The sequence below is a fragment of the Methanomicrobium mobile BP genome (genome assembly GCF_000711215.1).
Classification (GTDB): Archaea; Halobacteriota; Methanomicrobia; order Methanomicrobiales; family Methanomicrobiaceae; genus Methanomicrobium; species Methanomicrobium mobile.
Window position 1 is genome coordinate 1 of record NZ_JOMF01000004.1, and the last position, 21,208, is coordinate 21,208.

The following is a 21,208-nucleotide window of genomic DNA, read 5'->3' on the forward strand; positions in this document are numbered from 1 at the left end:
GCAGGATCAACCAGAATTGAGTTGTTTTATCTTTTTTAGATCCGATGTGTCTCACCGGTTTTGAAGATACGTTTCACTTCGGCACACTGATTCTATCGACTTTGTTTAAATCTAAAGGAATTAGCGGTTAATAAATAAATTTCCGCATTATCAGTACCAACGTCGGAACCAACACTCCCATCCGAGCGGTTTTGGCTCCCCATCAGAAGAAATTCGAGGAAACAATATTGGACTTTATTACTAATAAAGTACGTTGTTTCCTTCTCATACAGCGGACTTTTTCTGCTCGCGGTTTTTCACCGTTTCTTTGAGCAATCCACGATATTTTTGAATTTCTGCTCTATTACGCCGCATTTCTCACGGGCGTTTCCCGCGGTTAGGGCGTAATACTTTCAGCCTTATTATGTTGGAGCGTGGCATATATAATGGTTGTCAATTGCGGATACGATACCCGATACACCCGGGACAATATGCACCGGCGCCGGATTGCAGAATCATCTGCGCGCGATACCGACGCAAGATTGAGCATGATTACAATCTGCACTTATCATCAAATATATCAGATAAGGACTCTTGATAGATACATAGATGATTCTGCTGATAGTCTGTCTGGTATGCCTTCTGCTCGGCTATCTTATATACAGTAGATTTGCCGAGAGTATGATCCTCCCGTTCAAAGATACGACTCCTGCCATCACCCACCCCGACGGCATGGACTTCGTCCCTATGTCGAAGATGAAGAATCATCTCATCGAACTGCTCAATATCGCGGGAACGGGCCCTATATTCGGCGCACTTATGGGTGCCAAATGGGGACCCATAGTCTTCATCTGGATAGTGGCAGGCACCATCCTCGGCGGCGCCGTCCATGACTATATGAGCGGCATGATGTCCACCCGCAACAACGGCAAATCCACATCCTACCTGATACGACATTACATAGGCGAGAGAGCGAGATACCCCATTCTCATACTGATCATCTTCGTCATGATCATGGTAACCGCGACCTTCGCAAGAAGCGCAAGCGACCTTCTCTCCGGCATAACGGGAATACCTACGATGATCTGGGTAGTCCTCATACTGATCTATTTCCTCATATCGACCGTCCTCCCCATCGACAAGGTAATCGGAAGAATCTATCCGGTTTTCGGCGTGCTCCTCATCCTTATGGCGGTTACCGTCATAGGCGGTCTTGTGATGGGAGGTTACACGTTCCCGACATTCGCATTTGAAAATCTCCACCCCGCAGGACTGGAATTCTTCCCCGACATGCTCATCACGGTCGCCTGCGGAGCCATCTCCGGATTCCACGCAACCCAGGCGCCTATGACCGCCAGATGCCTTAAGGACGAGAGGGACGGAAGAACGGTCTTCTACGGCGCAATGATCGTCGAAGCTGTCATAGCACTCTTCTGGGCAACCGCGGTACTGGCATTCTACGGAGGCACGGCCGCTCTGACGGATGCCCTTGGTGCCGGAGGTGCCTCGGGCGTGGTATACGACATCGCCGTCGGTGTCGCAGGTCCCGTGGGAGGTATTCTTGCTGTAATCGGAGTCATCATCTGCCCGATAACCTCGGGAGATACCGCACTCAGGTGCTCAAGGCTCATGATACAGGATGACAGGAACTATGATTCGTCGAAGATAAGGAACGGTCTCATGATCACCGTTATTCTGATGATGCCCATTATCTTCCTGTGTTCCATAGACTTCTCCGTCCTCTGGAATTACTTCTCATGGCTCAACCAGACACTGGCATGCCTCGTCCTCTGGACAGCCACGGTATTCATCATCTCCTACAGGAAGAAGGCCAAATATGCGCTCATAACGGCACTGCCTGCCGTATTCATGACTATGGTAGTATCGTCCTTCATCCTCCACTCCAATCTCGGACTGAGGCTTGATTACACAACGTCGATTGTAACGGGGCTCATCATCACGATAGCGATAACGCTCCTCTTCGTAAAATACTTCATAGTGGACAAAAGAGCATATGCGATAGATTGAACGATAGATGATAGATTAAACAACAGATTAACCGATTTTCATAAAACGCGGACAAAAAATACGATTGATGACGGGCGGGCACGGGGATACGGCAGGCGCATTGCAGACGTCTGATGTCTAATAGACGTTGCCGAGAAACTCCCCCATGCCTTCGTCGGCATCATCATCGGCATCCTCTTTTGAATCATTCTCAGAATCCCCTTCCCCCTCTTCCGCAGGCACGGTCTGCTCCGCATTCTCATCCGGCATCTCATCCGCTTTCTCACCCGACTCATCACCGGACTCATCACCCGACTTTGCTTTGGACTTTGAACGCTTGCGCGGCTTACCCGCCGCAGACTTCTTTACCGGCTCTTCGGGCACCTCATCTTTAAACATATCCTCGGTCGGCAGAGTAACGAAGATATCGCCGTAGAACTCCTCCTGATAGAGAACAAGCCTGCCGTCGAGCATGAGGAAGAGAAGCGGCAGATAGACCGAGCGCAGATCCGTATTCATATCCTCGCAGATCGCCCGCAGCGCGACCTTCTCGCCGTTTGGCGCAAGTTTGCCGTAGGAAGAGAAGACGCGGGCGGCATCATCCGCGAAATCCTCCTCATGCGCAACCGAGACCACATCCTCGGCCTCAAGGAAGAATCCCGCATCGGGACTCGACCTCCTCTGGCGGCGGCGAAACATCTTCTCCGCGGTCTTCAGCTGCTTGATAAGCTCGTAAAGAGTAACCGGGCGCTTCCTGTGATCCTTCCTCTTAATGCGCCTCTGAATCTCGCGCTCGAAACGATCAATCGGATTTGCCGAGGCCTCGTCATCCGAAAAATCGTCAAAACCCTCGCCGAACCCGCCGAAATCATCCTCTTCGGACTCGGGTGGCTCCTCGGGCTCCTCCATGAAATCGGACTTCATCCTCAGAAGGCTCGACGCAAAAAAGAGAGTTCTGCCCGAGATCTTCAGATCCAGCTTCTTCATCCTGTCGAGTTCGGACAAAAAGCGGTCGGTAACCTCGATAATATCAATATTCCAGGGATCGATAGCGCCCGACTCCGCCATCTTCAACAGGATCTCAACCGGTTCCTCATCCATTGCTCTTTACACCGGTAACATAAGTGGACTTGTCGGGTCTGATGGTAACGCCTATCATCCTGTCGGAACGATCGATGGTCGGACGCCTCAGAGAGACGCAGATGGTCTGCGCATTCGCGGACAGCTCCGCAATCATCGTCGAAACGCGCTCGACATTGGAGCCGTCCAGCATCATATCGATCTCATCGAGAGCGTAGAAAGGCGCGGGAATATACTGCTGAATCGAGAAGATAAACGCAAGCGTGGTCAGCGACTTTTCTCCGCCCGAGAGAGCCGAGAGAAGATGAACCTTCTTGTCGCGGGGCTGAACAGCAAAGGTCATGCCGCCGCTGAACGGATCGGACGGATTCTCAAGGACGAGACTGCCCTGACCCTCGGTAAGTCTGGCGAAGATCTTCCTGAAATTCTTGTCGATGGCATTGAAAGCCTCGGTAAACGTATCGAACTTCATCTTCTCGTAATGCTCGATACGCTCGAGAATATTGGCGCGCTCCTTCGAGAGAACCTCCTTCTTCTCCTTCTTCTCGGCAACGCGCTCGCTCGTCTTCTCGTATTCCTCGATGGCGAGCATATTGACGGCGCCTATTTTCTTAATCTCCTTCTCTGACTTCTCTATGCCCGCGGTTATCTCCGCAAGCGTCATATCGGTCTCGATATCGCCCGCCTGCCCGCGAAGTTCCTCAATCATGCCGGTAAGGGTCGTCTTCCTCTCGGCAAGCGAATTTGTCGCAAGTCTGAGCCTGTCGATCTCGCCGTCGATCTCGATAACGCGCTTCTCCTCGGCATACAGCCTGTCGCGTGCCTCCGACTGCTTCTTCTGAAGCGCCTTCAGCTCCTCCGAAGAACTGTCGATCTCGCTCTGAAGCTTCTTTACCTCGGCCTCGTTCGACTTAATCTCGTCGCGGGACACGACAATCTCATCGTTCGCCGACTTGATCTCGGCATCGATGCCGGCTCTCTCCCCCTTCAGTTCTTCAAGGCGGCTTACGAAGTGCTTCTTCTCCCTCTGAGCATCCTGAATCGTGAAATCCTTCTTGTTGAGCCTGCCCTGCGTGTCGTCAACCTGACCCTTAATGCGCTCGTACTGCTCGGTCAGCTCGGGAATTCCCGTATTCGCAAGCTCGCGCTTGAGTTTATCGGTCTCGGCGGTCACTTCCGCTATCTCTTTCCCGATCTTCGCGAGCTCCTCCTCGATCTCGGCAAGCCGCGTGCTTCCGGACTTAACCTCCTCGGCCATCTCTTCGCGCCTCGCGGAGATCTTCGCTTTTTCTTCGTTCAGCTCATCAATGCGGCGCGTATTCTCGTTTATCAGGAAATCGGTCTGATAAAGGGTATCGGCTATCTCTTTGCGCCTGTTCCTCTTCTTATCGCCCTCATCGGTAAGTCTTGCGACCGCACTCTCAAGCGTGCTCTGCTCCTGCGAGAGTTTTGCCATCTCGGCGCGGATATTCTCAATCTCGTTATCGGCGGAAACGCCGAACATTGCGAGATTGCGGTTCTGTGAACCGCCGGTCATCGCACCCGCCTTCTCGACGATATCGCCTGCCAGCGTGACCATTCTGTACTGACCGATCATCTTTCTGGCGGTATTCAGGTCTTTTACGACGACGGTTGTTCCGAAGATATACCTGAAGACCACATCGTAGAGCGGGTCGTAATCGAGCAGATTCACGGCATAATCTATAATGTCGCGGTTCTTAAGCGGCGGCAGCTCGGGTGCGCGCAGCTTGTTGAGCGGCAGGAAGGTCGCCCTTCCGAGAGAATTGTCCTTAAGGTATCGGATACCGTCGGCGGCGACCTGATCGCTCTCGCAGACCACGTTCTGCATCCTTCCGCCCGCCGCCGTCGAGAGAGCGACGGCATACTCCTGCGGCGCTTTTCCGAGCTGTCTTACCGTGCCGTAAACGCCGTCCATTCCGAGAATCGCCTCAAGTCCGCGCCCTCCCGGACCTCCCGACGCTCTCTGCATGGCTTCGAGATTCATGAGTTCACGCTCATACTTCCTGTACTCGGAGATTACCTTCTCAAGCGCGTTCTTGTTCTCGAAGAGCTTTGATTCGGTCTTTGACAGCTCGCCGTCCAGAAGACTCTTCTCCGCATTCAGAGACTCGACAAGTTTGCGGCTCTCGAGAAGCGAGCCCGATTTCTCATTAATCTCCTCATCAATCTTTTGAATATCCGAATCCAGTCTGCTCTTCTCTTCCGTGCGCAGACGGCTCTTCTCAATCAGAAGACCCTGTTCGTTGAGAATGCCGGACTTGACCTCTTTCTTCTCATCGAGCGCGGACATGAGATTGGTGAGTTTCTCGCGTGCGCCCTCGACACTGCTGCTCTTCTCGTCCAGCGTCTTCCTGACGTTCGTCAGATCCGCGTTAAGCGAGGCAAGTTCCATATTGAGATTGGAACGGTCTATCGAAAGATTTCTGATTTCGTCCGTCAGTTCGCCGATCTTCGTCTCCGTCCTCTTCAGATCGCCGAATAACTTGTCAATCTGGGTCTTCTTTGTCTCCTTGAGCTGTTCGAGCCTTGCGATATTCTGCTTTGCAAGGTTTATCTTACCCTTGGATTCCTCGATTGCGGCAAGAAGTGCGCGGTATTCGTCGCCGCTCTTGGCATTTATCTCGGCATCGAGGGACGAGATTTCGTTGTGCAAATTCCCGATGTTCTCTTCCGCGGCTGCTTTATCATCGTTGAGTTTGAAGAGTTTTGCCTCCTGATCCGCCTCGAGAGTGGCAATTCCGAGCAGCTCCGCCTCGCAGTCGCGGAGTTTTGCGGCGGAGAGACAGCTGTTGTAGTATTCGAGTTTGGCAGAGAGCTCCCTGTATTTTACAGCCTGCGCCTTCTCGGTCTCGAGCTCGGAGAGACGTTTCTCAAGTTCAGCGAGGAGAAGTTCCTCCCTCTCGATTCTGTCGCGGACTATGTCGAGTTCGGACAAAGACTGCTCTTTTTTCTTGTCGAACTCGGATACGCCCGCAATCTCGTCGATAATCTTGCGGCGTTCGCCGTCGCTCATCTCGATGATTCGGGTAATGTCGCCCTGCATCACGACATTGTAACCCTCGGATTTTATTCCGAATTTGGCGAGATACTCGACGACATCGCTCTGCTTGCACGGGCGGTCATTGATGTAATTGTAACTGTAATAGCCGTTTGCCGTTCTCTTTATTCTGCGGCGTATTTTGGTATTGTCCGAGAACGTGATGGATACTTCCGCGGAATTGCGGTTTGTGTTGAGATTAATGAGGTCGGTGAGTTTCTCGGCTCTCAGACCGCGTGCGCCCGAGAGCGTCAGGCAAAAAAGGATACTGTCGATTATATTGCTCTTTCCGGAACCGTTGGGCCCCGAAACTACGGTAAATCCTTCACAGAAAGGAATTTTGGTTTTTTTACCAAAAGACTTGAAATTATCGATTTCCAGTTCGGTAATATACACTTGACCGTCTTCCCCGTATCAGTTGTGCACCGGCATGGATACCGACGATGCACTGCGGCATTTTACGATTTGCGCCAAAATTAAGATATTATGGGCGAAGATCAAAACTCTCGCTCTTTTCTCGTTCCCGAGTTCAGTTGCGCCTTCTCTTGACCTCGACGGCGTCATCGTCGTCGGCGTAGATGAGCGGTCTTCTGTCAGCCTCGCGACCTCCGCTTACACGCGGCTGTCTGGCGGCGGCGCGGTGATCCGCAACAATCATGTCTTCGCCGAACTTTGCCTCGCGCTTCATGGTGCCGTCGGGCTGGATGATAAGGACCTCTTCATCCTCATCTTCGGCAGGCTTCTCCTCGACTTCCTGAACAACGGGCGCACTGCGTGCCTTCTCAGCCGACCTGCGCTCCGCCGCAACCTTAGGCGACTCGACAACAGGATATTCGCGTCCCTTCTCCGCTTTCTCGGATGATGCGGCTCTCTTCTCGGCGGGATCCTCCTCAACGGCTTTGGCAAGTTTCTGAACCCATGCCTTCAGATCGAGCATCTCGGCGGTAAGTCCGCGGACAAGCCCTTCAATCTCTTTAACCTCGCGTTCCAGCTTAACCATCCTCTCTTCGCTGACAGGATTGCTGACATTGTAGTTGTGTATATTTTCTCTTAGCATCTGAATTTCCCTTTCCTTCTCCTGAACTATATGTTCAAGATCTCTGATTTTTGCATCGGTGTTTACGGTATCCATCTATACTCCCCTTTTTAAAGATAAGCAATTACGATCTTTAATAATATTCATATGGTTAAACGTGTTTTTAATTGTTTTCAGTCTTTTTCTGCCGACCCGCTTTTTTTCACGCAAAAATACGCGGTCGGCGGACACTCCGGATACCGCACGGGGACTTCATGAGGACTGACGGGGCTGCATGAGGGGGGCATGAAGGATACATGAAGGATACATGATGAATACATGGGGGATGCCTGCGAAACCCGCTGCGAACTCTGCCGCGAACCCCGATGCGGACTGCATAAGGGAATGCATTATGGCTGTCGCAGCGGGTTGCGGGTGCAATAACACGGCACAATAACGCAGTACAATAAAATAGTATAACTTCTTAAAAGTCCAAGTTATTTGATATGTCAGATCTTGCAAAACATGATCCCGAAATCTTTGCACTTATCGAGAAAGAATACGGACGTCAGGTAAACGGTCTGGAGCTTATCGCATCCGAGAACGTAGTCAGCAAATCCGTCCTTGAAGCGGTCGGATCCATCCTCACGAACAAATACGCCGAAGGATACCCCGGAAAGCGTTACTACGGCGGCTGTGAGTTCCACGACGTCATCGAGAACCTTGCACGCGACCGTCTCTGCAAACTCTTCGGCGCCACGCACGCCAACGTCCAGGCAGTCTCGGGAAGTCAGGCAAATCAGGAAGTATATTTTGCGGTAATGCAGCCGAAAGACAGGATGATGAGCCAGGATCTGTCACAGGGAGGACACCTCTCGCACGGATCACCCGTAAACATCACGGGTAAACTCTACGAGGTCACCCACTACGGCGTCGACAAAGAGACGGAAACTCTGGACTACGCTCAGATTGCCGAACAGGCGCGTCAGATTAAACCGCAGATGATTGTCTGCGGCGCCAGCGCATACCCGAGAATCATCGACTTCAAGGCATTCAAGGAGATCGCCGAGGATGTCGGCGCATACTGCACGGCGGATATCGCACATATCGCGGGACTTGTTGCCGCAGGCGAACACCCCTCACCCGTAGGCGTCGTTGATTTCACCACGACAACGACCCACAAGACACTCCGCGGTCCACGCGGCGGTGCCATCATGACCACGGACGACGAACTCGGAGTCAAGATCGACAGGTCGGTCTTCCCCGGAACCCAGGGCGGTCCGCTCATGCATGTAATCGCAGGAAAAGCGGTCTGCTTCAAGGAGGCACTCTCGCCGGACTTCAAGGCATACGCAAAGCAGATTGTCAAAAACTCAAAGAAGATGGCGAAAGTCCTCATGGACGAAGGTTTCACCCTTGTCTCCGGCGGCACCGACAACCACCTCCTGCTCATGAACCTCTCGACCCTGAAGGATGCGACCGGCAAGCACATCACGGGTCTTGAAGCCGAGACCGTCCTCGGACAGGCGGGAATCACCGTCAACAAGAACACGATTCCGTCCGAGAAACTCAGCCCCTTCGTAACCTCGGGTCTCAGAATCGGAACACCCGCAGTAACCTCCCGCGGAATGAAAGAGGACGACATGGAAAAGATTGCGCTCTGGATCTCTCGCGTCCTCAAGGACGTCGCTAAGGACAGAAGTTCAAAGACCGAGATCAACGCGGTTAAGAAGGAAGTCACGGAATTCGCGGCTAAGTTCCCGTTATACCCCGAAGTCAACTAAGAGATATCAGGATATCATGATAATCGACGGAAAAGCAGTCTCCGAAAAGATTCTGGCGGCAGTATCAAAAGAGGTTGCGGACTCGGGTCTGACCCCCTGTCTGGCAACCGTCATCGTGGGCGACGACCCCGCATCCCAGATGTATGTGAGAATGAAGCATAAGGCATGCGACAGAGTCGGAATCAAGTCCGTGGGCGTTGTCCTTCCCGGCACTTCGACGACCGGAGAGGTCGTGAACGCGGTTGCAAAACTCAACGCCGATGACTCGGTTCACGGAATCCTCGTCCAGCTGCCGCTTCCAAACGGTATAGACACCGAGGCGGTAATCGAATCCGTCTCACCCGAGAAGGATGTCGACGGTTTCCACCCCTACAATATCGGTCAGCTCTTCAGCGGCAGACCTGAGTTTGTCCCCTGCACGCCGGGGGGCATAATGACGCTCCTTGCGGAATACAAAATCGATACCAAAGGAAAGAAGGCCGTTGTCGTCGGGCGTTCCGTGGATGTCGGAAGACCGATGGCGGCTCTGATGATAAACGCGGACGCGACCGTGACGGTCTGCCACTCCAAGACCGACAATCTTGCCGATGAGATGAGAAAGGCGGATATCCTCATAAGCGCAATCGGCAGGGCGAAGTTCGTCAAACCCGACATGGTTAAGGAAGGCGCTGTTCTCATCGATGTGGGAATAAATCAGGACGAGAACGGCAAGCTCTGCGGCGATGCCGATTTCGAAGCCGTAAAGGACAAAATAAGTGCAATCACCCCCGTGCCGGGCGGCGTCGGACCGATGACCATTGCCACCCTCATGCAGAATACCCTGAAAGCGGCACGCATTCTCTCCAAAAACTGAAATATCAGCCAAATAAAACAATACTGACAAAAAACAACAACCCATAAAATACCGACATTCTTTTTTTTCCGCCGTTCTTCGCAATCCCTCAACCCTTGCATTCAGAGGCATTCCAAAGCAATCGGGGCAATACGCGGCATTCCGATAATTTATAAAATGCGGGGCAACATAACACTAAGCCATGCGGATATGCAGAATCGGTAATTTCGAAGTCGGCGGAGACGCGCCGGTAAGGCTCATGGGAATCATAAATTGCAGCCCCGAATCTTTCTTCTCGGGGTCTTATGTGCCTGCCGGCAATATCTACGAAGAAGCATGCGGATTCATGGATGCCGGCGCGGACATGATAGATCTGGGTGCGAGGAGCACGGCGCCCAACTCGAGAGTCATTACCGAAGCCGAAGAAATTGAACGTCTGAATGCCGCATTAAACGAGCTCTCCGGAAGCGGCATCCCCGTATCCGTGGATACCATGTATCCGCGGGTTCTTGCCGAATGCATAAAGCACGATATCGACTGCATCAACGACATACACGGACTCTGCAATACCGATTACGCAAAGATTGCTGCCGACAGCGGACTGCCCGCAATACTGATGGCGACTTACAGCATCCCGGGCGACCCCGTAGGCTTTGACTCGGTTATGGGCGCACTCGAGATTGTCCTCGAGAGAGCGGAGCTCTTCGGCATCGACAACCTTATCCTCGACCCCGCCGTCGGAAAATGGACGCCGGAGCGCACCGTCGAGGACGACTGGGAACTGTGCAGACGCTTTGACGAATTTGCCGAATTCGAGAGACCGCTTCTTGCCGCAGTCTCGAGAAAGACCTTCATCGGAAGACTGCTCGACAAAAACCCCGAAGACAGACTCTTCGGAACGCTTGCGGTCACATACGACATTCTCAAGAAAGGGGCATCCATTGTCCGTGCACACGATGTCGCGGCTACACGCGACCTCATCGACGTATTCGAGAAGGTCGAGCACCGCGGATAAAAAACCTGCAAAAACTGCAAAAAAACGCAAAACCAGGAACGAAGGAAAGACAATAATCAAATTATTTTACGGTGTCTCCGAATTTCTGTTAAATTTACTCCCATCAGAATCTTTTTTCATGAGTAAATCAGATTGAATATTATGGGCAGTTCGTTTAAGGTTTTTGGAATAAAGACAAAGATTCTCGTCCCCGGCGACGACATCTCGCGGATTATCGTCGATAATGCAAAGGTGACCGAAGGTCTGGAAGGGGGCATCGCCGACGGCGACATCGTGGTCCTTGCCGAGAGCGCTCTTGCAACCGCGGAAGGCGGCATCGTGACCCTCTCGGAGATTACACCCTCGGAGAAAGCTCTTGAATACGGCGAAAAATACCGTATCGACGCCCGCCTTGCCGAGGTTGTCATCTCGGAGAGCGACAGGGTCGTGGGCGGCATCCCGGGTTTCCTTCTCTGCCTCAAGAACGGCACTCTTCTTCCCAATGCCGGCATAGACGCCTCGAATGCGCCCGCCGGAAAGGTCGTCAAACTTCCGAAAGACCCCGATGCCAGCGCGGAAAGGGTCAGAAAAGAGATTCGGCAGCTTACGGGCAGAAATATCGGCGTGCTTGTCATCGACTCCCGCACCCATGCCATGAGACTGGGGTGCAGCGGCATTGCGATAGGATGCAGCGGAATGGACGCAATAACCGACGAACGCGGCAAACGTGACTTATACGGTCACGAACTTGAGGTCACGCGCCGTGCAATCGGCGACGATATCGCCTCCGCCGCCGAACTCGTATTGGGTGAGTCAAACGAATGCACTCCCGTTGCGGTGGTCCGCGGTCTCTCGCAGTTCCTCTCCGATAACCGCGGCATAGAATCGATTGAGCCGTCGGAGTGCTTATTTATGGGAACGGCGATGAACGCCGACTCTTCCCTTTTCAATAGAGAGTAAGTAACCCAACTCCTCAAGATATTTTTTCGAGCGGCTTTTTGCGCCGCCGTGGATCAAGACTTCGGTAAGGTCTTCCTCCTCGTCGATATCGGTCGAAAGCCTGAAAGAATCGATTACCTCGACGCTCTTACCGAAACTTTCGGCGACAGCCAGATGGTCGAGGAAGCTAGCGCCGTAGAAATCGGCACGGAACTTCTGCGGGTCTTTTATGAATATCGAATTTGTTCCCCCGCCGCGTCCGGGCGCAATTGCGATATCGGCGTCTGTCGAGAGCATTTTTCTGACGGCGTCGGCGTTGAGCAGTGCGATATCGGTCATCATGAGCAGAACGGGCTCGTGAAGGGTTGAAAAATATTCGTTCAGCGCTTCGTTAAGACCAAGATCCATAACAACCGTCTCCGCGCCCGAAACCGTATACGGACGCGTCGAGAGAAGAACGGGGCTGCATCCGCCCTCGATGAGCGCACTGACAACGTCGTTGAGCATTGCGGCGGTAAACTCCTCTCTTTCGGATTCGGAGAGAAGATTGGAGAGACGTGTCTTCGGATTTACGGGTCGGAACGGTATGACTGCCTTTACTGTCGCCTTTACTGTCATTTGTATGAGATTGGTAACCGACCGATAAAAAGAATTGGAAAAAAGACTGCCCCGACCTGCGCATAATATTATCATCTCTCACTCATACCTAATGGTATGAAATCAGTCTCTCTGATAACGGCACTGGCGATTCTGGTGATCTTTACGGCCGCCGTATCCGCAGGGTGCACGCAGAATGCGCCTGCGCCGCAGGCAACCGCAACGGCGACAGCGGCAGTGCCGACAGAGAATCCGACCGCGGCACCAACAATATCAACACCTGTCCCAACCCCGACACCGACACCCGCACCGACAGTGCAGAGTACGGTCGCACCGACGCCGACGCCTGCCGCGACTTCGGCAAACGCCGGCAAAGTCATCTATGACGAGAGAAAAGGTGTTCCCATAGGAAATGTCCTTGTAATCAAATTCGACGAGAATCTGGATATACCGTTCCTGCAGAAAGGCGAGAAATACCTCTTCGAAGTTCAGTGCACAAAACCCGTGAACATTCTCTTCATGCAGATGACGGAATACGACTCGAATGTCTATACGCCGCCGAAGTGGGACTCGCTCAAGGGCGAATGGAAATATAACGGCAAGATGACGAAGCAGTTTGACAATACCCTTCAGAAGAACTTTGAGGTGACCATCCCGCGTATAGGCAAATACTGTCTCTTCATCGACGCCAGAAACACGGACAATGACGTGCTCATTGAAAAGGAATCGGTAGCGGCGGACATAAAGATCACAAGACTTGAGTAAGAACAACGGAACGAAAACCGAACGAAAACTGAACAAAATGCGGTCAATGACCGGAAATGACCGGACGGTAAAATCATGAGCGGCAGTTATGAACATCTCTCGGAATCGGCACTCTCCGAGAGGCAGAAAGAGATAGTCCGTTCCGTAACGGATTCTCTGAAGGAACTGAGCTATGTCGCGGCGGTATACCTCTTCGGTTCGTATGCGAAGAATACCCATACGCCGTATTCCGATATCGATATAGGTGTCATTCTCCACGAGCCCGCAAGCCGGTGGCAATACGAGAAGGCGGGTCAGTTTGCGTCGGATCTCATAGATGTCGAGATATTCAACCGCATGCCCGTCGAGATAAGGAATGCCATAGTCTCCGAAGGTATCCTCCTCTACTGCCGCGACGAAGAATACCTCTCCGAAATAATCAAAGAGACCGTGAGGGAATACTCGGTGGGCAGACCCTATGTCGCCGAGCAGAAAAAGGTCGCAGGCGGTCATGTCATATATGTCCCCGATAAGAAAGAGAGACTCTTATCGGCGATTGCCAAGATTAAGCAGTATTATACGGAGTATTCGGCAATAACCGCGACGGGAATACCGAAACGCGAGGATTTCATGCGGTATCACTCGGTGTCCATGATAATGTTTGCAATCATAAACATGTCCTTCAGCATCGGCGAAGAGGTGATAATGCTGCGCAAACTCCAGCATCCGAAGTCGCACCGCGATATCTTCAAGATTCTGCACCACGCGGGCATAATCTCGGAAGAATTGCGCGACGAGATGACCTCGCTCGTCTTCTACCGCAACCATTTCGCACATCAGTATTCGGCAATCGAGGAGGCTGACCTCTACTCAATCGCGGATAAGATGGACTCCGTTCTCGAATACGTGGACATAATGACCAAAGCCGGTCTAAAGTAGCCCGATAAAATGTAAAAAAACTAATCAAAACAAAAATAAAAAAAAACTCAAAAAAACTCAAAACCCAAAAAACAAAAAACTCAAAAAACTCAAAAAACTCAAAAAACAAAAAAACAATAAAAAACAAAAAAACAATAAAAAACAAAAAAAACAAAAAAACAAAAATATTTGAATTGCGCAAAGCGCCTGTTATTTCCTGAAGAATAACTGACAGTGACAGCATCCGTCTTCTTCAATCTCTTTCTCGTGGAATGCGCACGGGCAGATATTTGCCTTATCCTTCTCTTTGTCGCCGCTTCTGACTCTGCACGGGCAGTATTCCTCGCCGTATTTCGTCTTTAAGCGTGCAAGCCCCTTAAGGATTGTCTCAAGGTGTTTGGCATCGGGGTTTAAGACATAGCCCTTCTTTTCGGCATATTCGACGCAGCGTGCTCTGATATCTTCCACAAGTGCATTTAATTCGTTATTTTCCGCATTTTCCGTCATCCGCATCAACTCCTTTAGTAACTACCGGTAACAACTCCCGAAGCAGCAACTCCGGTCGTCCTTACTCCCCCTTCGATTCGAGATAATGAATCATCGAATCGAAGACCTTCATTCCGTCCGTGGAGATTAAATGCTCCTCGGATGCCCTCTCTGGATGCGGCATCATCAGAAGGACATTGTCCTTACATCCGCCGAGGACGCCGGTGATATTATCCGTGCAGCCGTTGGGGTTTGAAGCCGCATCGACATTGCCCTTTTCGTCGCAGAACTTGAAGGCAATCTTGTTCTCAGCCTCAAGCCTTGAGAGATCCTCCGGGCTTGCGATATAGCGTCCCTCTTTGTGCGCAATCGGGATCTTTATGACTTCGCCGAGTCTGAAGCGGTTTGTAAACGGCGACGTATTGTTGAGAACCTTGAGATATACCCCTTTGCAGATGAACTTGGGATACTCGTTCATGGTGAAAACGCCAGGAACAAGTTTTGCCTCGGCACCGATCTGAGCGCCGTTGCAGATACCCAGAACGAGACCGCCGGCATCGGCGTGCTTCACGACATCCGCCATAATCGGCGCTCGTGCCGCAATCGCACCCGCACGCAGATAATCGCCGTATGAGAAACCGCCGGGGAGAATTACGGCATCGTAATTCTTCTTAAGACCGTCTTTATACCAGACCAGATCGGTATCGACGCCGCAGACGTCCGATGCGACATGTAACGCATCGCGGTCGCAGTTGCTTCCTCCAAACTGAAGAACAGCAAATCTCATGCTTTTTTGACCTCAATCGTATAACTGTGGATAACAGGGTTTGCCAGAAGCCTCTCGCACATCTCGGCAGCCTTTGCCTTCGCCGCATCCGCATTCTCGGCATCGATACCGATCTCAAAGAATTTGGCGGTGTTTAAGTATTCGCTCTTCATACCGAGACTCGAAAGCGCATGCGAGATTGCCTTTGCTTCGGGGCTGAGCATCCCGCCTTTCAGCTTTATTACAACATTAACATCGAATAACATTATTTCACGTTCTCCTTCTGCCAGTTCATTATCTTCTCGACGACCTTGGCGTATGCCGTCATCACATCGCCCTTGTCAAAGCGGTAGACATCCTTATCGAAGGACTCCTTTGTGACCTTGTCCCACAGGCGCATCGAGTCCATGCTGATCTCGTCGCCGAGGATGATCTCGCCGCCGCACTTGCCGAACTCAATCTTGAAGTCCACGAAGATGAGTCCCAGTTCGTCAAAGAAGTCGTAGAGAAGTTTGTTTATCTTATGGGTAATCTCTTTAATCTCGGCAAGCTCATCGCGGGTTACAAGCCCGAGAGCGACTATGAGATCATCGTTGACCGACGGGTCACCTCTCTCGTCATCCTTGTAGTCCGTTACGATTACGGGCGGATTTAAGATCTGTCCCTCTTTGAACGGGAGTTTCTTTACGATAGAACCGGCGGCGACATTGCGCGCAATGACTTCGAGCGGGATCATATCCAGCTTCTTTACGAGCATGGTGTGATCGTCCAGCATCTTTATGAAGTGGGTCTTTACCCCGTTCTTCTCGAGATAATCGAAGAAGAATGCCGATACAGCCGCATTGTATGCACCTTTTCCGGCGAAACTGTCTTTCTTCACACCGTTGAATGCGGTCATGTCGTTTCTGAATAAAGAGATTAATTCGTCCTCTTTATCCGTTTTGTAGATTGATTTTGCCTTTCCGACGTAGATTGGTTCTCCGAGTTCCATATGTGTTCATCCCGTGTCTTTGATGATTTGCGTTTACTTTGGCGTTTGCTATTATCTATTTCTCGCGCCTGATTGATAGTAATTTTGTGTTTAAATTTTGGTTACCATTGTTAATACAGATAACCATTACCGCATGACGGACAGGGTAGGGCAGGGAGGGGGGATAGGATGGGGAAGGAAGGGGGGAAGGATACGGGCAGGCAGGGATGCAGCCGCATAACCCGAACGGGCAAATGCGTCACAGCCCGGCGTTTCTGTCCGAGATATCGCGGCTGAGCTTATCTATGAGACCCGCAAGTTTGGGATCATACCAGCCCTTGTCTATGTATTTCCTATATATGCAGAGCCGCTCGCAGAGCCTGCGGTCTTTTCCGACAATGGCGGAAAGCTCCTCTATCTCCGGCCACGGATGCTCGGGATTGACATAGTCTATTGTCACCGGCGACACCCCGCCGAGATCCGTGACGCCGCAGTCTATCAGTTCGCTTGCGTTTATCAGATTCGGCGGTATCTGAATGCTTATATCCGCGGGGAGAATCTCCCTTGCAAGCAGGATCAGATCGCGCACCTCGTCGGGACCGGGGACGGCCCACTTCTCCATCGGCGTCGAGGGTTTGGGACAGAAGTTCTGGATGATTACCTCCTGAATATGGTCGTATCGCCTGTGAACATCCCGTATCACCTCAAGGGATTCTTCCCTGTCGGCGGGCGTCTCTCCGATTCCCAGAAGAAGCCCCGTGGTAAAGGGAATGCGCAGTTTGCCGGCATTCTCCAGCATCTCTATGCGGACCTCGGGTTTTTTGCCGGCGCAGTTTCTGTGCGCGGGAATATCCGCGGTCGTCTCGAGCATAAGCCCCATGCTCGGATTAACCTCGCGGAAACGCTTCAGTTCGTCGCAGTCCAGAATGCCCGCGTTCGTATGCGGCAGAATCCCCATCTCCAATGCAGTTTTGCACATATCGTAGCAGTAATCGAGGACGGTTTCATACCCGATCTTTCGGATATGCTCCGCAAAACCCTTCTCCTCCTCGGGTCTTTCGCCGAATGTAAAGAGCGCTTCCGTGCACCCCGATGCGACGCCGAGTTTGAGCGTGTCAATGACCGCGGACTTCTCCATCACGCAGCCTTCGTGCACGGGCTCGCGGAATATGCAGTATCCGCAGTGGTTGCGGCATACATGCGTAAGCGGCAGAAAAACATTGCGCGAATAGGTTATCGTATCCATAGATATCGCAGGCTATCCGAACCACTGATCAAGGGTCTTCTGACCTTTTCCTTTATTCAGTTTCTCGAGTATTGCCTCAATCCTCGTGCGCGAGAACTCGTAGTCCTCGCAGAGATACGAGAGAATACCCTCGGTATCGGGATCTTTCCAGTTCAGTCTGTAGTCACTGCTGTACGGCGGATTTAAGAAGAATTTCATTATCTCTTCACAGTCGAGATTCGGGCAGTTCTCCTTTATTGTCTTATCGAAAGCGCCGTCGCGGACGATCTTGAGCGCCTTCTTGGGACCTATTCCCTTTATGCCGTCGTTGAAATCCGTGCCAATCAGGATACCCATCTCGATTAAGTTCTCACGCGTTATCTTAAGCCCGCTTAAGAGCTCGGAGAGCGTGATTATCTCGGGATTCACCGAGATTGTGCGCCCGTGAACCTTTCTCTTACGGCTTACCGTCATATTGCGCACGAGCCTCGGAGTGCCGAAGAGCAGAGAGTCGTAGTCCTGCGATATCGAGAAGGCGACATCGCCCTTCTGCGCCATCACCGCCGCCTGTGCCTCGCCTTCGCTGGGCGCAACAAACCACGGAATGCCCATAAGGGTCAGAAGTTTCTGCGAACTCGAAAAGGTCTCGGCGTCAAGCCGCGATGCCGAACGTGCGTATTTCGACGCCGCCTCAAGATCCCCCGCCGCGATAGCCTCTTTGTAGGATGCCGCCGCCTCATCCCTCAGCTCGCGGCGTGCCTCTATCGTGACCTGCTTCATCTCCGGCGGTTTGCCGTCGAAGATAAATATCGGGCGCATCCCGGACTCAAGGAAATTGGTGACGCGGAAGAAGAGACCCGAGAGATGCGAGGTGATTCTGCCCTGATTGTCCATAAGCGGCGTCCCGTCGGGCTGGCGTATGGTGGTCACAAACTGATACAGCGCATTGTTGCCGTCAACCGCACATGTCTTTGCAAGGTCGGCGGGTGATGCCGGTTTTTTGTAGTCCGTCAGTATTTCACGTAAAGAAACGCCCATTTTATCCCCAAAATAAGATATTTGTCAATATGTATTTGCAATAGATCTGCCAATCCGATAGTCAACCCGAACTGTCAATCCGAAATGTCAATACCATGTCGCACGCAATATTTCCGCGACTTTCGTTGCATTCTGTGCATTCTATGCATTCGGTGCATTCGGTGAATTCAGTGCTTTCAGTTCTTACGGCATTTTCGCTATTTTCGGTGCTTTCGGCACTTTCGGCTGTATCGGCGATATCGATGATATCAGCGATAGACGCGGCGCGAGAGCGTGTCTATAACTACCTCGACATCGTTTGCCATATCGTCGCATCTCTTGTTCACGCTCTGAGTTACGGCATCGAGATTTATCCTCATGGTTCTCTCGCGTGCGGCGATTGTCTTCTCCAGACTCTCGATCTTTTTGCATAACGAAAGAATGAGGCAGGCTAACGAGAGCATCATAAATCCGGTGGAAACCGCAACTATCCAGTCCTGCCAGAGCCTTACGACCATGGCAAGAGTAGAGATGACGAGGATAATTGCGAATACTATGTCCTTGCGGTTGTCATAATCATCCATGATTAAAAATACAGAGATACGCATATTAATCTAACTATTATTTTTCGCGGGGAGCCGCCCGCGGCAACACGGGCAACGGCGGGATAAAAAAATACGTAACCATAATCCGTAACCTGAAATTATCGGGGCTGACCGGAAATTATCGGAGATAAGAGGAACGTACGGAGTTGTATCCAATATTTATATAAGCCGAAATAAACAATTATTGCGCAATCAACACAGTAATAGCAGAGTAATCGGAAATAACGGGAAAATTATACAGCAGCAATCGGGGAATTAATGTCGAGTGAATCAACGCCGGATACAAAAAACTGCGCCGCGGAAGGTGCAACGGGGGGAGAAGTCGTGACCGCGGATACGCCGGCGTATGCATCAAAGAAGACCTTTAAGGATTACATCCCCTTCATTGCAATGGGGGTGATGATGATCGCGGTTCAGGCAATTGCCTTAACCATGGCACCGATAATGAACAGCGCGGGGTACACCGCATTCGAGGATCCCGATGCCTTCGAGAACACGATCTTTTTCATCGCGATTCTGCTGCTCTTTACCGCCGCAATGCTCCTGCTCATTAAATACAGGGGCAAAAAGATACTCTCGTGGATTATTGCCGGATCCATCCTTCTGGTGCTTGTATACATATTTGCGGCAATCTTCGCCCTCTTCTGCGACGCGAAACTTCTGACCGACATAGCGGCGATAGTCGTCGCTGTGCTTGCCGTAGTCTTACTCTACAAATATCCCGAATGGTATGTCATAGACATACTCGGAACGATCATATGCGCGGGAACCGCGGCAATATTTGGCATCTCCTTTGAGATAATGCCGGTTATCCTGCTCCTCGTTCTCCTTGCGGTCTACGACGCAATCTCGGTCTACAAGACAAAACACATGCTTACGCTCGCGGAGAGCATTATCAGCACAAAAGCGCCGATTCTCGTAGTTGTGCCGAAAAAAATGAATTATTCCTATATCAGAGAAGGTCTTGAGATAAAGAAGGACAAGACGGAGCGCGGCGCTTTCATGATGGGTATGGGCGACCTGATTATGCCGTCGATTCTCGTGGTCTCGGCATTTATCTTCGTTGACGCACCCGCGATTGCCTTCGGAGTCAGCCTGCCGGTGTTGACCGCAATCATAGGCTCGCTCTGCGGACTTGCGGTTCTCTTATACTTCGTTGCAAAAGGGAACGCCCAGGCGGGTCTCCCCACCCTTAACGGCGGCGTTATAATTGGTTTTCTGGTTGGTTGCGCGCTGTCAGGTTCTTGGGACTGGATGCAAGGTATTCTCTGAGAAGGGCAACGATATCGTTTACGCCCTCTCTTGTCGCCGTTGACATATTGCGGTATCCCTCAAGCCCTTTCATATCCGATTTATTGATTACAACCTCGAGAGGCACGCCTTCGGTTATCTCTTTTATGCCTTCCATGAGCTTTAACTGGTCTTCGAGCGAGTATCCGCAGCATTCGCTGGCGTCCACTATGAAAAGTATCATATCCGCGACATTCGTGATTGCCGAGAGTGCCTGCTGCTCGATATCGTTTCTCTCCTCGACGGGACGGTCAAGTATTCCCGGGGTATCGACGATCTGAATCCTGTCGCGTCCGACCTCGTGATGACCGACAATTATGCGCTTTGTCGTGAATGCGTAGCCCGCAACCTCCGATGTCGCCGAGGAAACGAGATTGATGAATGAGGATTTACCGACGTTCGGATAACCGGCAACCACGACCGTAAACTCGTCGGGTCTTATATCGGGGAGTTTTCTAAGGACATTTCTGGCTTCGTTGAGATATTTCAGGTCGTTATCGACCTGCTGGACTATCGAGGCGATTCTTGCGGTTGCCTGCTTTCTGAGCGCGTTCGTATCCGGCGCTCCCCTCATCTGCCTCGCATACATGCCGCCGACCTCCCTTACCTTCTCGCCTGCCCACTGAATTGCTCCGAGGGAGTGCTTTATCTTATCGATGCTGAAGAGCAGGTTTACGATATCGGTATAAAACGGGGAGAGTTCATCGAAATTCGGGAATTTCTGGACGCTGTCCATGAGTTTGTCATAGACCGAACTGTAGACGGAGCGGATGAAATCTTCATTGGCGAGGTCCCGGTTAGTTTTTAATTTCTTGTTTTTTGCCGCGCGCCTCAGCGACCTGTCGAGGATCTCATCGGCGGTAGGTATTGTCGGTATCTTTTCAAATTCCATGGAAAACCCA

General features: G+C 51.6%; 20 protein-coding genes. 8 read left to right on the forward strand and 12 right to left on the reverse strand.

Going from position 1 to position 21,208, the window contains the following annotated elements; all coding sequences use genetic code 11:
- The first annotated feature begins 588 nt into the window (after positions 1-588).
- Positions 589-2,007, forward strand: a complete 1,419-nt coding sequence (locus T502_RS00020; protein WP_052358898.1) for a carbon starvation CstA family protein — start codon at positions 589-591, stop codon at positions 2,005-2,007.
- Positions 2,008-2,124: 117 nt separating this feature from the next.
- On the opposite strand, the gene T502_RS00025 is transcribed toward T502_RS00020, so the two are convergent.
- From T502_RS00025 to T502_RS00035, 3 genes are all read right to left on the reverse strand, one after another.
- Positions 2,125-3,087, reverse strand: a complete 963-nt coding sequence (locus T502_RS00025) for a segregation/condensation protein A (protein ID WP_084172892.1) — start codon at positions 3,085-3,087, stop codon at positions 2,125-2,127.
- The gene (gene smc / locus T502_RS00030) at positions 3,080-6,520 is read right to left on the reverse strand and encodes a chromosome segregation protein SMC (RefSeq protein WP_042705076.1); all 3,441 of its coding nucleotides are present in this window, start codon (positions 6,518-6,520) and stop codon (positions 3,080-3,082) included. Before smc ends, T502_RS00025 begins: the two co-directional genes overlap by 8 nt.
- Before the next feature lie 133 nt (positions 6,521-6,653).
- The gene (locus T502_RS00035; RefSeq protein WP_042705077.1) at positions 6,654-7,256 is read right to left on the reverse strand and encodes a hypothetical protein; all 603 of its coding nucleotides are present in this window, start codon (positions 7,254-7,256) and stop codon (positions 6,654-6,656) included.
- 389 nt (positions 7,257-7,645) lie between these two features.
- On the opposite strand from T502_RS00035, the gene glyA reads away from it, so the two are divergent.
- From glyA to cofE, 4 genes are all read left to right on the forward strand, one after another.
- The gene (gene glyA, locus T502_RS00040; protein ID WP_042705078.1) at positions 7,646-8,923 is read left to right on the forward strand and encodes a serine hydroxymethyltransferase; all 1,278 of its coding nucleotides are present in this window, start codon (positions 7,646-7,648) and stop codon (positions 8,921-8,923) included.
- A 16-nt stretch (positions 8,924-8,939) separates the two neighbouring features.
- The gene (gene folD, locus T502_RS00045) at positions 8,940-9,776 is read left to right on the forward strand and encodes a bifunctional methylenetetrahydrofolate dehydrogenase/methenyltetrahydrofolate cyclohydrolase FolD (RefSeq protein ID WP_042705079.1); all 837 of its coding nucleotides are present in this window, start codon (positions 8,940-8,942) and stop codon (positions 9,774-9,776) included.
- A 181-nt stretch (positions 9,777-9,957) separates the two neighbouring features.
- Positions 9,958-10,770, forward strand: a complete 813-nt coding sequence (gene folP, locus T502_RS00050) for a dihydropteroate synthase (RefSeq protein WP_042705080.1) — start codon at positions 9,958-9,960, stop codon at positions 10,768-10,770.
- A 141-nt stretch (positions 10,771-10,911) separates the two neighbouring features.
- Positions 10,912-11,709 carry a coenzyme F420-0:L-glutamate ligase gene (gene cofE / locus T502_RS00055; RefSeq protein ID WP_042705081.1) on the forward strand — a complete coding sequence of 266 codons (798 nt, stop codon included), beginning with the start codon at positions 10,912-10,914 and terminating at the stop codon, positions 11,707-11,709.
- Here the strand turns inward: cofE and cofC are convergent.
- Complete coding sequence (cofC, locus tag T502_RS00060; protein WP_042705082.1) at positions 11,656-12,306, reverse strand: 2-phospho-L-lactate guanylyltransferase; 651 nt, start codon at positions 12,304-12,306, stop codon at positions 11,656-11,658. The two genes, cofE and cofC, sit on opposite strands and share 54 nt — an antisense overlap.
- Before the next feature lie 96 nt (positions 12,307-12,402).
- Between cofC and T502_RS09170 the strand changes: the two genes are divergently transcribed.
- Positions 12,403-13,050, forward strand: coding sequence for a hypothetical protein (locus tag T502_RS09170; RefSeq protein WP_042705083.1), 648 nt, complete (start codon positions 12,403-12,405; stop codon positions 13,048-13,050).
- A 75-nt stretch (positions 13,051-13,125) separates the two neighbouring features.
- The gene (gene mntA / locus T502_RS08400; protein WP_052358900.1) at positions 13,126-13,968 is read left to right on the forward strand and encodes a type VII toxin-antitoxin system MntA family adenylyltransferase antitoxin; all 843 of its coding nucleotides are present in this window, start codon (positions 13,126-13,128) and stop codon (positions 13,966-13,968) included.
- 189 nt (positions 13,969-14,157) lie between these two features.
- Here mntA and T502_RS00075 read toward each other — a convergent pair whose 3' ends face one another.
- The 7 genes from T502_RS00075 to T502_RS00105 form a co-directional block, all read right to left on the reverse strand.
- Positions 14,158-14,454 (reverse strand): ferredoxin-thioredoxin reductase catalytic domain-containing protein, encoded by a 297-nt coding sequence (locus T502_RS00075; protein ID WP_052358901.1) that lies wholly within the window; start codon positions 14,452-14,454, stop codon positions 14,158-14,160.
- Positions 14,455-14,515: 61 nt separating this feature from the next.
- Positions 14,516-15,220, reverse strand: coding sequence for a phosphoribosylformylglycinamidine synthase I (gene purQ / locus T502_RS00080; RefSeq protein WP_042705084.1), 705 nt, complete (start codon positions 15,218-15,220; stop codon positions 14,516-14,518).
- The gene (gene purS / locus T502_RS00085) at positions 15,217-15,465 is read right to left on the reverse strand and encodes a phosphoribosylformylglycinamidine synthase subunit PurS (RefSeq protein WP_042705085.1); all 249 of its coding nucleotides are present in this window, start codon (positions 15,463-15,465) and stop codon (positions 15,217-15,219) included. Before purS ends, purQ begins: the two co-directional genes overlap by 4 nt.
- Positions 15,465-16,190, reverse strand: a complete 726-nt coding sequence (gene purC, locus T502_RS00090; protein WP_042705086.1) for a phosphoribosylaminoimidazolesuccinocarboxamide synthase — start codon at positions 16,188-16,190, stop codon at positions 15,465-15,467. Before purC ends, purS begins: the two co-directional genes overlap by 1 nt.
- A gap of 238 nt (positions 16,191-16,428) precedes the next feature.
- On the reverse strand, positions 16,429-17,421 hold the full coding sequence (gene cofG / locus T502_RS00095) for a 7,8-didemethyl-8-hydroxy-5-deazariboflavin synthase subunit CofG (RefSeq protein WP_394296301.1): 993 nt from the start codon (positions 17,419-17,421) through the stop codon (positions 16,429-16,431).
- 6 nt (positions 17,422-17,427) lie between these two features.
- The gene (fen, locus tag T502_RS00100) at positions 17,428-18,432 is read right to left on the reverse strand and encodes a flap endonuclease-1 (RefSeq protein WP_042705088.1); all 1,005 of its coding nucleotides are present in this window, start codon (positions 18,430-18,432) and stop codon (positions 17,428-17,430) included.
- A gap of 248 nt (positions 18,433-18,680) precedes the next feature.
- Positions 18,681-18,995: a hypothetical protein gene (locus tag T502_RS00105; protein ID WP_042705089.1), complete on the reverse strand. Its 315-nt coding sequence runs from the start codon at positions 18,993-18,995 to the stop codon at positions 18,681-18,683.
- A 279-nt stretch (positions 18,996-19,274) separates the two neighbouring features.
- Between T502_RS00105 and T502_RS00110 the strand changes: the two genes are divergently transcribed.
- Positions 19,275-20,288: a presenilin family intramembrane aspartyl protease PSH gene (locus tag T502_RS00110; protein ID WP_084172894.1), complete on the forward strand. Its 1,014-nt coding sequence runs from the start codon at positions 19,275-19,277 to the stop codon at positions 20,286-20,288.
- Here T502_RS00110 and T502_RS00115 read toward each other — a convergent pair.
- Positions 20,221-21,198 carry an NOG1 family protein gene (locus T502_RS00115; protein ID WP_042705090.1) on the reverse strand — a complete coding sequence of 326 codons (978 nt, stop codon included), beginning with the start codon at positions 21,196-21,198 and terminating at the stop codon, positions 20,221-20,223. The genes T502_RS00110 and T502_RS00115 overlap by 68 nt on opposite strands.
- Positions 21,199-21,208 lie beyond the last annotated feature (10 nt).

Bases quoted from the DNA above. Each gene is read 5' to 3' on its own strand.
- T502_RS00020 (WP_052358898.1), top strand. From the start codon at position 589: ATGATTCTGCTGATAGTCTGTCTGGTATGCCTTCTGCTCGGCTATCTT.
- T502_RS00025 (WP_084172892.1), bottom strand. From the start codon at position 3,087: ATGGATGAGGAACCGGTTGAGATCCTGTTGAAGATGGCGGAGTCGGGC.
- T502_RS00035 (WP_042705077.1), bottom strand. From the start codon at position 7,256: ATGGATACCGTAAACACCGATGCAAAAATCAGAGATCTTGAACATATA.
- glyA (WP_042705078.1), top strand. From the start codon at position 7,646: ATGTCAGATCTTGCAAAACATGATCCCGAAATCTTTGCACTTATCGAG.
- folD (WP_042705079.1), top strand. From the start codon at position 8,940: ATGATAATCGACGGAAAAGCAGTCTCCGAAAAGATTCTGGCGGCAGTA.
- folP (WP_042705080.1), top strand. From the start codon at position 9,958: ATGCGGATATGCAGAATCGGTAATTTCGAAGTCGGCGGAGACGCGCCG.
- cofE (WP_042705081.1), top strand. From the start codon at position 10,912: ATGGGCAGTTCGTTTAAGGTTTTTGGAATAAAGACAAAGATTCTCGTC.
- cofC (WP_042705082.1), bottom strand. From the start codon at position 12,306: ATGACAGTAAAGGCGACAGTAAAGGCAGTCATACCGTTCCGACCCGTA.
- T502_RS09170 (WP_042705083.1), top strand. From the start codon at position 12,403: ATGAAATCAGTCTCTCTGATAACGGCACTGGCGATTCTGGTGATCTTT.
- mntA (WP_052358900.1), top strand. From the start codon at position 13,126: ATGAGCGGCAGTTATGAACATCTCTCGGAATCGGCACTCTCCGAGAGG.
- T502_RS00075 (WP_052358901.1), bottom strand. From the start codon at position 14,454: ATGACGGAAAATGCGGAAAATAACGAATTAAATGCACTTGTGGAAGAT.
- purQ (WP_042705084.1), bottom strand. From the start codon at position 15,220: ATGAGATTTGCTGTTCTTCAGTTTGGAGGAAGCAACTGCGACCGCGAT.
- purS (WP_042705085.1), bottom strand. From the start codon at position 15,465: ATGTTATTCGATGTTAATGTTGTAATAAAGCTGAAAGGCGGGATGCTC.
- purC (WP_042705086.1), bottom strand. From the start codon at position 16,190: ATGGAACTCGGAGAACCAATCTACGTCGGAAAGGCAAAATCAATCTAC.
- fen (WP_042705088.1), bottom strand. From the start codon at position 18,432: ATGGGCGTTTCTTTACGTGAAATACTGACGGACTACAAAAAACCGGCA.
- T502_RS00105 (WP_042705089.1), bottom strand. From the start codon at position 18,995: ATGGATGATTATGACAACCGCAAGGACATAGTATTCGCAATTATCCTC.
- T502_RS00110 (WP_084172894.1), top strand. From the start codon at position 19,275: ATGTCGAGTGAATCAACGCCGGATACAAAAAACTGCGCCGCGGAAGGT.
- T502_RS00115 (WP_042705090.1), bottom strand. From the start codon at position 21,198: ATGGAATTTGAAAAGATACCGACAATACCTACCGCCGATGAGATCCTC.